The sequence below is a fragment of the Chryseobacterium oleae genome (assembly GCF_900115055.1).
GTDB classification, from domain to species: Bacteria; Bacteroidota; Bacteroidia; order Flavobacteriales; family Weeksellaceae; genus Chryseobacterium; species Chryseobacterium oleae.
Map to the genome: position 1 here is coordinate 224,282 of NZ_FOVD01000006.1, position 13,104 is coordinate 237,385.

General features: G+C 39.8%; 8 protein-coding genes. 1 reads left to right on the top strand and 7 read right to left on the bottom strand.

Features of this window, described 5'->3' with window-relative positions; all coding sequences use genetic code 11:
* Nucleotides 1–142: 142 nt before the first annotated feature.
* The gene (locus BM143_RS18170) at nt 143–2,164 is read right to left on the bottom strand and encodes a hypothetical protein (RefSeq protein ID WP_090026120.1); all 2,022 of its coding nucleotides are present in this window, start codon (nt 2,162–2,164) and stop codon (nt 143–145) included.
* A 230-nt stretch (nt 2,165–2,394) separates the two neighbouring features.
* Between BM143_RS18170 and BM143_RS18175 the strand changes: the two genes are divergently transcribed.
* Nucleotides 2,395–3,618: a spondin domain-containing protein gene (locus BM143_RS18175; RefSeq protein WP_090026122.1), complete on the top strand. Its 1,224-nt coding sequence runs from the start codon at nt 2,395–2,397 to the stop codon at nt 3,616–3,618.
* A gap of 83 nt (nt 3,619–3,701) precedes the next feature.
* On the opposite strand, the gene BM143_RS18180 is transcribed toward BM143_RS18175, so the two are convergent.
* The 6 genes from BM143_RS18180 to BM143_RS18205 form a co-directional block, all read right to left on the bottom strand.
* On the bottom strand, nt 3,702–6,809 hold the full coding sequence (locus BM143_RS18180) for a non-ribosomal peptide synthetase family protein (protein ID WP_090026124.1): 3,108 nt from the start codon (nt 6,807–6,809) through the stop codon (nt 3,702–3,704).
* 582 nt (nt 6,810–7,391) lie between these two features.
* A complete protein-coding gene (locus tag BM143_RS18185; RefSeq protein WP_090026127.1) occupies nt 7,392–8,927 on the bottom strand; it encodes a YifB family Mg chelatase-like AAA ATPase in 1,536 nt (511 codons plus the stop codon).
* 178 nt (nt 8,928–9,105) lie between these two features.
* Nucleotides 9,106–10,068: a T9SS type A sorting domain-containing protein gene (locus BM143_RS18190; RefSeq protein ID WP_090026129.1), complete on the bottom strand. Its 963-nt coding sequence runs from the start codon at nt 10,066–10,068 to the stop codon at nt 9,106–9,108.
* A gap of 42 nt (nt 10,069–10,110) precedes the next feature.
* Complete coding sequence (locus BM143_RS18195) at nt 10,111–11,505, bottom strand: porin family protein (RefSeq protein ID WP_090026131.1); 1,395 nt, start codon at nt 11,503–11,505, stop codon at nt 10,111–10,113.
* A complete protein-coding gene (locus BM143_RS18200; RefSeq protein ID WP_090026133.1) occupies nt 11,498–12,064 on the bottom strand; it encodes an RNA polymerase sigma factor in 567 nt (188 codons plus the stop codon). Before BM143_RS18200 ends, BM143_RS18195 begins: the two co-directional genes overlap by 8 nt.
* A 101-nt stretch (nt 12,065–12,165) precedes the next feature.
* Nucleotides 12,166–12,744, bottom strand: coding sequence for a DUF4840 domain-containing protein (locus BM143_RS18205; RefSeq protein WP_090026135.1), 579 nt, complete (start codon nt 12,742–12,744; stop codon nt 12,166–12,168).
* Nucleotides 12,745–13,104 lie beyond the last annotated feature (360 nt).

Below are 13,104 nucleotides of genomic sequence, written 5' to 3' on the forward strand. Positions count from 1 at the left end.
TTAAATAATTATCTCATCGTCCTGATGCAAATATCGCCACGTACAGCGACAGAACTCGACGTGTTATATTTTTTAAAAACAAAATCTCACAAAAAAGAGCCCAGGATTTCCTGAACTCTTTGGTTTATTTAAATTAAAAGTTTTAATAAGTATCAAAAGTACAGATCGGGAAAGTAATATCCGCATCAGTCATTGTGACATGAGAAGGAATATTAGCCATGATCACATTTCCTGCTTTTGCTGCAATTTTAAAACGAACAGCTCCTCCGGCTGTATTAACGTAGAATATTGTTCCAAGAGACAGTTTAGCCATATCTCCCGTCTTTACTGTAAAGGTTCTTGATCCCACAACAGCATCTACCGTATAGCCCGACAGTGTACTTCCCACTCCGGATTCTTTAATCACCGTAGTTTTATGGGTATTAAAATTGTAGAATTTCTCGCCGGTATTGAAGTTGAATCCAACCATACTTGAATCTGAAGGATCATTAACCGTTGAATAAGTTTCTGAGGGAATCTGAAGGAATTTCACCTTCTCAATTTTTCCTCTGTCTGCTCTGTTGATCATTACCTTCAGCCTCGCATTATCATACTGTCTTTGGATAATTCCTACATATTTTGCCTCCGGAATGAAATACATATTATTCACATAATCTCCTTCATCTTCGGCTCCGATTTTAATAATTTTCACATCTGAAGTTATTCCCGGTGCAATCCAATAGTCCTGCGGTCTAAAATCAAGTAAATCTATCTGAGCCTGCAACAGTGCACTATCCGTAATAATATTTCTATTCTCATCAAAAAGAACAAACTGTGCATAACGGTGCCATTGTACCCATAAGTTGGTATTGTGATCATTGATTTTAAAAACCTGACAGAATTGATTATCATAATCAGCATTGGGAAACAAACCTGTAAGTTCATTAAACGGCTCCAGATTCTTTACATAAAAATGGCTGTCTGAACCATTGGTCTTTGAGTCTCCACTTAAGTCTTCGTCTAACAAAACAACAGGCTTTTCTCCTATGTATTTAACGCCGTCCTGATCCGTAAAATAAGTCAGGTAATGAATTTGATTGGAATTAAAATTAAACTCAGAACCTCTGTGAAAAATACCTATTCTTTCTCCTGTTTTAATTTCGATTCTTGGTTCTGAAATAGAAATTCCATAGCATGGAGCTGCTGAAAAATCAAAACAAAGGGTTTCCCAAGGGTCTAAATCATGTCCCCATTCAAAAGCCTGATTAAGGAAAAGCCAGGAATTACATCCTTTAGAAGCAGCATCTTTCTCAAATTTCACAAACGTTCTTCTTCGCGTAACCGTACTTACATCGAGCAATCCTGTAAAAGATCCAAACTCACCACCAATAACACGGTTTGCATTGGCCCAGCCATTATTGCTGTTTCTGATGACAAATGCATCAAGATTAGACTGCATTGATTTTAGCTGAATTTCATTCCAGGCAAAACCGGAAAATATGCCGGGTGAATCATTGGCATCACAAACAATTCCTTTGGTAAAGAAAGAAGCTCCCAGATACATTTTACAGTGCTGTGAACCCTGAAGTAAAATCCCTACATAATTATCAGAAGAAGCATTGGCTACAGGCGTTCCTGAAATATTGGTGGTAATTGTATTTTTAAAACTATTCTGAAAAATCAGTGCCGTTTTATCACTAGTTCCTCTATAGAATATCCTATCTACAATAAAATTTACCGGCTTTTTAAATAAAATCGTATTTGTAATTTTATATCCAACCGGGCTGTTTCCAACTAAAGTAACAGACTGGAGCTCTAGAGAGAAGCGCTCACTTGGATTATTTGGATCCACAGATACAAAATCATACAGTCTGTTCACAAAATCTGCCGCTTTTAAAAATGCCTGCGTATCATCTGTTGTCGCATCTCCTTTTGCTCCAAAAAGCTCAATATTAATAGGTTTTCCCGCCAGGAAACTTGTCAGTGCATAATATTCACCGTTTCTTTTTCGGTAAATAATACCATCACATAAAGCGTCTGTCATAGCAACCGGGTTAGCCTCGTGATACCAGTGAGTCACTTTCTGATAGTTTACATTTTCTAAAGAATAGCTGTCTACCAGCTGTACCAAATCATCTGCCGGGTCTGTAGAGGTGGGTGAAAAAAAATCGTTCGTAAATTTCATTTTGTTAATATTTTTTGATTAAAGTGAATGATTAGAACAAAGATGATATGGCCATATTCTCTTTTTGTCTGATGCAAATATCGCCACGTACAGCGACAGAACTCGACGTGTTATATTTAAAAAATTAAATTAAATCAACTGATTGTTAGTAAATTAGAAATTAATAAATAAAAATTATGTCAGGATTCGCCAACCTCCCCGACAGTAGTTGTGTAACAAAAATTTTATTTATGAAAAAAAACCTATTCAAAACAGCGTCGTTAGCAGCGGGAATACTGTCAACGTTTATTCTTACCTCTTGTGATGACAATGACCATATGATGATGGAAAATACCTCCGTCCAAAGAACCATCACTTTTGAAAATGTGGTCACACCAAAAGATTTTGTCGAAAGCGGAAGTTTTCAGGGGACAGGCAGCCCGGTGATTTTACCCGGACAGTCAGTTTCCATAACATTTAGTGCGGGAAAAACACAGGCCTTGATGTTGGCAACAATGTACGGTGCTTCCAAAGATTGGTTTTTTGCCTCAAAGCAGCCTGGTATCAAGCTATTTGATGACAATGGAAATGCGGTCACCGGAGATGTTTCTTCACAGGTTCTCTTGTGGGACAACGGAACAAAAAATGACATGTCCGGACAGGTGGAAAGTAAACCTATTGCTCAGGTTCCCAATGTGAACGCCTCTCAACTGATGAAACTTAATCTTACGTACAACGACGTTTCTTCTGAATTTACTCTGACCATCAGCAACAATTCAGGAGGAACAGCCAACGAGACTCCATTTTCACCTGGCGTATGGGCGGTTTCAAATTATAACGGATCTCAACTTCTCAACAACGCTCCTTTTTTCACAGCAAATGCTTTATCCAATCCTGAAATTACAGATATAGCCCAGATGGGAAATATCAGTAAAATGATGATGAAACTTAATGCAAACACGGGAATTATGACAGGTCTTTCCCCGGCTTTGGTCGTTGTTTACACTGGTGATAAAAATCCTGTGTATGAATTGGGGCAGACGGATGCAGGAAAAGGATTAAAGGAAATTTCACAGTCTGGAAATGTTTCAAAACTCCAGACCAGCCTAAAAACTTTACCGAACGTTAAAGGAGTTTATGTGGCAGGAAGCGCACCTGTAACTCCTGGAAATAAGGTGATGACTCAATTTACGGCCGCTCCCGGAGATAAAATTGCCTATGTTACTATGTTTGGTTTCTCCAATGACTGGTTTTATGCCAATGAACAAAGTATTGATGCCAATGCTAAAGGTGATCTTACTTCAAAAACTACCCTATTTGATTCCGGAACGGGTGTAGATCAATATCCCGGTGCAGGAAACAGACAGGCTTTATTCGGAGGAACCCCGCAAAGCGAAAGCAAGCCTATTGCTAAAGTCGGTAGTATTTTCCCTGTTCCGGCAGTGCAGAATGTGATTAAAGTAACGATCAATTAACAACTTTAAAAAACTTTTAAATTCAATTCATAAAAATACCAGACAGCGAGACTGTCTGGTATTTTTCGCTATAAATAAAATAATTACGAAAGAGGAATTCCCAAATAGTTAAGGTAAGCATCAAGCATCTTCTTATCAAATGCTGGTTCCTCAATTCCGGAATTTTCTAAGAACTGTATCACGTTGGAACAATCCCAAACATACGTATTCTGATACAATTCCACTGTAGAAAGCCCTTCATGCATATTATCCTTAAAAAGGCTGGTCAGTGGGTACAAACGGTTTTTACTGTCATCTTCCCATTGTTTTCTCCATTCTTTATAAGGAAGTCCTTCAAGAGTCAACGGATAATATTTCTTCAGCAGAGCAAAGAAACTTTCAAGGGTAAGATTGGTTTCCGGCCTGGCGATCAGATTGAACTTTTTTCCTACGGCTTCTTTATTTTTCGTGATATGAGCCATAGCTTTGGTCATATAATCTACCGTAATCAGTCCTTCTCTTAGCTCCGTCAGCAAAGGATAGGACTTAAATTCCACACAGTTTTTCACCAACCCGGACCACCACTGATAAGGCGCACTGGCACCTGTTTCACTGTGACACATCGCATAGCCCAGACGGTAAGTAATCAAGGGAAGCCCCTCTTTGGCCGCCAGATCAGCGACTGCTTCCATCACCCATTTACTTCTTACATAACCAATGTCTTTGCTTACAGACATCAGATTCTGGGCAATGTCATCACTTTCCAGCATAACTGTTTTACCAGTAAATACGTGTCCCCAGCTATATACAGAAATGGTAGAAAGAAGGGCAAGACATTTGGTTTTTTCGGCGCCGGCGAGCTTTATAATCTCTCTTAATCCTTCCACATTGGGAGCCTTCATATAAGAATAAGGTTCAATAAAATTCACAGAACTTCCGGAATGATACATAAGGTCCAGCATTCCCGCAAGGCTTTTGAACACCTCATCAGAAAGGCCCAGTAACGGAAGTGAAAGGTCACCAATTACCGGAATGATTCTCGGTTTCTGATTTTCTTTCCGTTCAATATGATACTGTTTAAAACATCGGTCTATTTTCTCCACCGCATGAAATTCATCCTGAGCTCTTACCAGACAGTAAATATCGGCATCAGTCGTATCTAAAAGTTCCTGCAAGAGGTGAATTCCGACAAATCCGGTCACTCCGGTCAAAAATATCGTCTTAGGGTTTTCCAATTGCTTAGGATCAAAACCGCCGGCAAAAACAGTTCCGGGAGCAAGGTAAACATCCTGCTGAAGAGCAACATAAGGCTCAACATCTTCTATAGGAATCGCTTCACTTGCTTCTTTGGCTCTGGCAATCAATTCATCTGCGAGCTGTTTCAATACCGGAAACTGGTAGATATCCCGCATATAAACTTTGGTATCAAGCTTTGAATTCAACGCTGTAGCTACTATAGCCACGAGGAGAGAATTTCCTCCGATATCAAAAAAGTTATCTGTTATATTAATCACCGGACGCTCCAGTTCCTCTGACCAGATGTCTGCAATAATTTTTTCGGTCTCGTTGGTAGGCGGCTCTGTAGAAATAAGTTCTTTAGCTTCTTTATCTGCCAGCTCTTTCAGATAATGAGTGTCGGTTTTTCCATTGGCGGTAAGGGGTATCTTATCCACACTTACAATTTGCGCAGGGATCATGTAGCCGGGTAATTCTTCTTTCAACTGCTGTCTTATCCATGCTGCATCTGATTTTACATCTGATTTAAATACAATAAAGGCAACAATGTATTTATTGCCTCCTGCATGGTCTTTGGTGATCACTGCAGCTTCCTGTATTCCATCCAAACGGGCAAGCGTACGTTCTATCTCTCCCAGCTCCACCCGGAATCCACGGATTTTCACCTGATTGTCTATTCTTCCTAAAAATTCAATATCTCCGTCGGGCTTCCAACGGGCGAGATCTCCGGTCCGATATAATTTTTCGTTTTCCCTGAACGGACTCGCAATGAATTTTAACGCAGTAAGTTCTTCATTATTGAGGTAACCTTTGGCAAGAATATTTCCTCCGATGTGTAATTCTCCTACAGCTCCAACAGGAAGAAGCTCATTATTTTCACTTAAAATATAAGCCTTTGCATTGGCAACCGGTTTCCCGATGGAAGAAACATAGGCTCCATTGACATCTTTTACTTTTTTAAAGGTTGCATACACTGTACATTCCGTAGGCCCATAATAATCGATCAGTTCATAACTCAATTCGCTGGTAAGAACAGGCTTTAGTTTTTCACCTCCTGTAAAAAGATATTTGAGTTCCAGATCTTTATAATTTCTGGTTTCAGCTACGACAGAGGGAGCCAGAACAGAGGGTACAAACCCGTGGGTAATGCGGTTTTTACGGTAATAATTCACCAGTTCTGATGCTTCTACCCGGTCTTCATTCTCTGCGATAAAAAGTACGCCACCGGCAGTAAGTGCCGACCAGGTTTCCCATACCGAGATATCAAATGCCAGCCCGGCTACAAGCGTTAGGCGTGACGTATGATCAACATGAAAATAATGGTTGTGCCATGTGACCAGATGCTGGATGCTGTGATGAGAGATCATGACCCCTTTTGGATTTCCTGTAGACCCGGAGGTGTAGATCGTATAGGCCAACGCATCCTGATGAGGCGTGATATTCGGCTGCTCCGGAGAAAACCCGGCAAGGCTTTCCATTTGATCCATATAAAAAACTTCAGTCTTGATTCCGTTCGGCAGGAGATTTCCCCGTGACGGGTCGGTCAGTATGATTTCTGCTGAGGCGTCTGCAAGAATATATTCTACACGCTTAACTGGATAAGCAGGATCTATTGGTACATAAGCGGCACCGGTTTTCAGAACTCCCAAAATAGCAACAAGCCATTCTAATGACCGGTCCAGCCATACCGGAACATACATTCCCTCTTTTATTCCTTTTTCTAAGAGAGCATTGGCCAATTGATTACTTTTCAGATCAAGTTCCCGATACGAAATCTGTTTACCCTGATAAACAGCAGCAGTATTTTCAGGATGAAGAGCTACCTGCTTTTTGAAAAGGGAAACCAGCGTTTCTTCTTTGGGGTAATCCCAGTTTGTGGTATTGAAATCATTAAGAAGTTTTTCACGGTCTTCTGAAGATAAAAGAACCGGCACACCGGCGGGCTGCCCCGATGGGGTTGATAAGGTATTGGGCATATTAGTTTTTTCGTTTTTGGTTAATGATAAAAATCGGAATGATCTGCATGCATAGCAGAACCTTAAACGTGTTCAAAAACAGTCTATTACAATTCAACCGATAAAGAATGTGGTTAATTCTTCAGGAATGTTATTTAACTTATACCTTCCTACGTTTCATTAATTGATTTTTCTTTCATAATGCAATATTTTTAAAAATTTGGTAATCAAATTTAACATAATATTTTGCATTGTGATCTAAACAAGAATAAATTTTCCCAAATAAGAGAATTAATTTAAAATATTAAAATTTGTCTCATTAAAATACTGTACATAAGAATATTAAACATTAATAAACTAAATCACAATAATAAAATATTGATTTAATGACCTTAGACGGCTTAAAACTGAGCATTCTTAACCCTGTCAAGGTTTTAAACCTTGACAGGGTTTAAAACCAGTAGTATACGCACATTTTTTTATTCTTATAAACTCAATTTCCTCTTCCACGCTCAGACCGATCAGTATTAAATCTTTAGAAACCAGAAAAAATTATATAAAAATCTAATCATTCAAATCAAGTATTTATTGCAAAATTCAGAATTACACATTCCAAAACTCGCGGTCCAGACTTCTGTATTGGATAGCTTCTGAAATGTGATGGGAAAGTATAGGTTCAGATCCTTCCAGATCGGCGGCCGTTCTGGCGACTTTCAGGATCCGGTCGTAAGCTCTGGCGGAAAGGTTTAGTTTCTCCATTGCCATCTTGATGAGGTTCAGTGATGTTTCGTCCAGACTGCAGAAGGCCTCAATTTCCTTTGGGCCTATCTGAGCATTATAGCTGATATTAAGATCTTTATACCGCTCATTCTGAATACTGCGCGCTTTCAGCACCCGATTCCGGATATCTGAACTCTTCTCCCCTTTTCTTTTTTCGGCAAGCTGTTCAAATTCAACTTTCTGTACTTCAATATGGATGTCGATCCTGTCTAATAAAGGTCCCGACAGTTTATTCATGTACCGCTGCATTTCGTAAACGGACGAAGTATTCCCCGGATCATCAGGAAAAAAGCCACTGGGACTGGGATTCATGGATGCGATGAGCATAAAACTCGCAGGATAGTTGACGGTAAATCTGGCTCTTGAAATGGTGACTTCACGGTCTTCAAGCGGCTGTCTCATGACTTCCAAAACCGTTCTTTTAAATTCCGGCATTTCATCCAGAAATAAAACTCCGTTGTGCGCCAGAGAAATTTCTCCCGGTTGAGGATAACTTCCGCCTCCTACCAGCGCCACATCCGAAATCGTGTGATGCGGTGAACGGAAAGGACGAACAGTCATGAGAGACGTTTCTGCTCCTATTTTTCCTGCGACAGAATGTATTTTAGTGGTTTCTAAGGCTTCTTTCAGGGTGAGAGGAGGCAAAATTCCCGGAACTCTTTTGGCCAGCATCGTTTTCCCACTGCCCGGAGGCCCAATCAATATAATGTTGTGCCCTCCTTCTGCTGCTACTTCCATGGCTCTTTTTGCGGTTTCCTGTCCTTTAACTTCAGAAAAATCGAAGGGGAAATCGTTGATTTTTTCCTGAAATTCTTTTCGGGTGTCTAATATGATTCTTTTAATTGGTTTCCCTTCATTAAAAAAATCGATTACTTCTTTGATATTTTCAGCGCCATACACTTCAAGACTGTCTACAATAGCAGCTTCCCGGGTATTCTGCATGGGAAGGATAATCCCTTTGAAACCCTCTTCTCTGGCCTGTATGGCGATAGGAAGCACTCCTTTGATCGGCTGCAGGCTTCCGTCTAATGACAGCTCGCCCATGATGATATAATCCTGAATATTTTCGGCAAGAATCTGATCTGAAGCGGCCAATATTCCAATAGCGATGCTGAGGTCATAGGCAGAGCCTTCTTTCCTGAGATCTGCAGGAGCCATATTGATCGTAATCTTCTTTCCTGGGATTTTGTGCCCGACATTTCTTAATGCAGCAGAGATTCTGTAGCTGCTTTCTTTAATGGCGTTATCGGGGAGTCCGACCAGATGATAACCTACTCCTCCGGTGTCTACATTCACCTCAATAGTAATGGTTTGGGCCGCAACTCCATGGATGGCACTTCCATAAATTTTTACCAGCATGATTGTGTTTTTGGTAAAATTAGAGAATATAATTTTTAAAAATTTGGCCTTTAAAATTAACAGATTTAAGTTTCTACACCCATTTTATAAAAAATTTCAATAAAAAGACAAACCGGTACAGACTGTCTCTGTACCGGCTCATCAGCGATTAAAAAAAACTAACTCAGGATGTGTTCTATTACTTTTTTATGAATTTATTCTTATAGGTATTTCCTTCCGTATCTTTAGAAAGAATGATATAATTTCCGGGAACCAGACGGCTTACATCTATCGGTTCGCTATAGTGATGACTGTTTTTCTGCAATGCTACTTTTCCGGACATATCCATGATGGTGACCTCTTTATATTTCTTATCGGAATCTTTCCCGATGTACAGGAACTGCGCGGTAGGATTCGGGTAGATTTTAAGGGTATTTTCTTTACGTTTTGCTTCGTCTGTTGCCAGGGTGCACTGCTCAAAGTTTCCGAAATTTAGTTTTATAAAATTTCCTGTGCCTAAAAATTCACACTGATCCGGGCAATATTCTGTACACGCATAGAATCCGAATACTCCGGAATCTGTTGCTGTGTATGAATCTCCGGTTACCCCATTTATCACACAAGGATCTCCCGGTGAAGGCGGCGGGCTGCTCGGAATACATCTGTACCACACATGGTTTCCGTAAAGATCAGGAAATACATCATCAAATCTTACTGATGCTCCGGCACAAATATTATATTCTCCATCTCCTAAATCCTGATAAGTTCCGGGTGTAAAGGTGCTGAGCATCGCAGGAAGGGCATAAGCAAATCCATCTGCCATCACCGCCGGACTTTCTGCGGAACAGTCGCCTTCCGTAACCACTACTTTAAAATAATACAGTTGGTCATCGTTTCCATTGATGGTCAATGTTTGTGAAGTGGCTCCCGGAATTGCCGTCCATGGGTTGTTGTTGGGCGTCTGCCATGTCCACTGCTGTTTGTACCATTGATAACTTCCGAATGTCTGGGTAGAAAGTGTCTCTGTTTCGGTATTGCAGAAGACGATCTTATCCGGAAATTTCACGCCCAGTCTTGGGCTTGTAATGGTAGGATTACACTGTGCTTTCATATTCATTAGGGTCATGAATAGTACAGCCAAAAAAATCAGTTTGGTTTTCATATTTAAATATTTTAATGGTTTGGTTTAGCTTTTTTAGCGAAATCAGTCCAGTAACAGCCTGATTCCGAACTTCATATTAAAGTTTAAAGGTTTTTCTTTGTAAATGGTATTAAGCTGGCTGTCGTTTTTAAAATGGTATCCTATTCCCGGCTCAGCATAGATCCCGATTTTATCTATAATTTTCACCTGAAGACCTACCGCAGAATTCACTGAAAACTGTAAAGGCTTCACATCCAGACGCTCGTCCTGAGTATCCGTTACCTCATCATCGACTATATATTTCGTCCTAAGTTTTCCTGCCACTGCTTTTTCAGCAAGTACCCCGCCGGTTACATATCCCGTAAAACGTCCTTTCTGAATCACATTATAATTAACCTGAACAGGAATACCGATATAATGAATACTCTGTTCACCTTTTATATAATTGGAGTTGCTTCCGGAATGCAGTTCTGAGGTAAGTTTCGTATAATTGACTCCGGTTCCTATTCCCCATCTTTTTCCGATATTATAATACATGGACAAGCCAAATGTCACCGGAATTTTATGCCTGATTCTCGCTTCCACTTCTTTACTCTGGTTGGCGAGCAGAACTTCTGTAAGCGGATCTGCTTCTGTACCTGACATAAATATATCGCTAAAAGTCATGGGGCTTCCGCTGATGGAAGCGTACCCCGGAAACTTCTGATCGGAAGAGTTGGAAGAAACATTTCCGGTAAGCATGCTCAGCATCCACTTTTTAGATTGGCGGCCACGGGCTTTAGATTTATCTGTGGCAGCTATCTTTTCACGAAGTTCATTTTCAGGAGTATTAAAAATTTCCTCAACTTCTTTTTTATCTTTTTCTACCGGATTCTCATTGGCTAAAGGAGAAATATTCGTGGGTTGGATTTCTTTCGTTAAAAGTTCAGCTCCTTTTTCCTTTTCATGGGATCCTGATATCACTTTATCGTTACCAATTCTCTGTCCGAATATATTCTTAAAGATTTGTTCAGTGCTTCTTTTACCGGTCAATATATTTTCTGCATTGCTGTATTTTTCAACATCATCGGTTTTTGTCTTATCATCTGTATTTGCCAGTACAGGATTCGTGATTCTTTTTTCTATTTGAGGACTTTCATCAACATTTTCAGCTTTTTTTGTGATCTTAGGACCTGGCTTCTCCGAATTCATATCCAACAATAATTTCCCGGTAAAGAACAACATGGCAATAGCAGCAGCAATTCCTCCGACACGGTACCACAGGGTTTTTCTGCTTTTAACAAAGGGATTTATATTTTCTTTTTCATCATCAGCTCCAAGCATCATGGCTCCGGCTATTCCGTTTTCTTCCTCTTCAGAAAAAAGCTCATCTTTTATATCTTCCCACAGCCCATCCGGAATATCCTCTTCGTGGTCTTCCATTTTCCTGTGAAGGTCATTTAGCCACTGATTATTCATATTGTGCTTTTTTTGACATTTTATATTCTTTAATTTTCTGGACAAGCAGTCCTTTCGCCCGGTGAAACTGGGAGGCGGAGGAGTTTTCTGCTATTCCTAAAAGCCCTGCAATCTCCTTGTGGCTTTTCTTCTCAAATACAAACAGGTTGAAAACCGTTCTATAGCCATCCGGGAGCGACCGTATCATTTTCATAATGACAGCCTGAGGAATTTCCTCCAGATCAGGTTCTTCCTCATTGGGGATATCCGGAAATTCAGCCAGATCCGTCTCTGTTGTCATACCGGAATGTTGCTTTATATGTTTTAAAGCTTCATTGACCGTGATCCGCATCATCCATGCTTTCAGGGAACCGCTGCCTCTGTATTCGAATGTTTCAATAGACCGGAACATTTTGATAAAACTATTCTGAAGAACGTCATGAACATCATCTTTCCCCGGAACATAACGAGCGCAGACCCCGGCAAGGTTTCCGGAATAGGTTCCGAAAAGTTCTTTCCAGGCAGCTTCTTCCTTCGTGAGAAGGCGTCTTATCAAAATCTGCTCTTTGTTTTCTTCCATGTATGGGTGAGGTCCGGTTTAGCGGCCGGTTAAAAATTTTAAGCAAAAATAGACTGCATCCGGCAAAACACAATCTATTTTTCATATGATCTGTCTATTAATTAAATCTTTATACAGTAAGGAAAATTGTAATAAATCGCATCGAAAGGACTTAGTACTGTTCCGTTTACGGTAATCTTTTCCGCTGCCAAAACAAATCTCAGGGTATGGTCTAATCCTGCAAAATATCCCTTCTGCTTCGTGACAAGCGTAACGATTGTCTTTTTACTGACACCGTCTACCGGTATCTGAAGTTCAAGCTCCTTTGGAACAAAAGTGAGTTCTACCCAATTTTTCTCAGCATTTACTACAGAAGTATAATTCAACTTGTACTTTACTTTCCCCATGGCAGTTATAGCCGCTTCTGTTTTTATCGGGTCTTTAACGACCGCTTTCACTATTTCTTTAATTGGAAATTCCGGAAATGTAAGGGTATCTTTCTTTATTTTAAAATCCACGACTTTTTCTCCTCTGATCTCTCCCTGCACGGTAATCAGTCTTCCTTTATAATCTCCGTTGACATGTTCCAGCTTTACAGGTGGCACTTCTATCCTGTCCTCATTCATGCATGAGAACAGGGAGAAGATGATGGATATGATCAAAACGGCGGTAATCACCTTAAGTACTATTAAATTCTTCATTTCATTATTTTTTTAACATTAAACATTAATTGTATTGAGTACTCATCTATAAAATCCCTTTTTGGGAAAATCTTGCATGAGGTTTTGAAAAAAGAATGAATCATTATCGTAACACATTGGTTTACTGTGAATAAAATTTCATGATTTATTTTTTAAAATAAAAAACCAGCGTGGGTTGCACGCTGGTTTTGGGGTATTTAAGACTAGGGTTTATGATTTCTTATTAAAAAGCAATCTTTACTCTTCGGATTAAAAGCATAATCCGCCACTTCATCTCCAAAACCAAAAACCTCATCTAAAACTTTTCCTAATTTAATTTAAAAAAGAAAACCGCCTCGTAAGAAGCGGTCTAAATTTAAC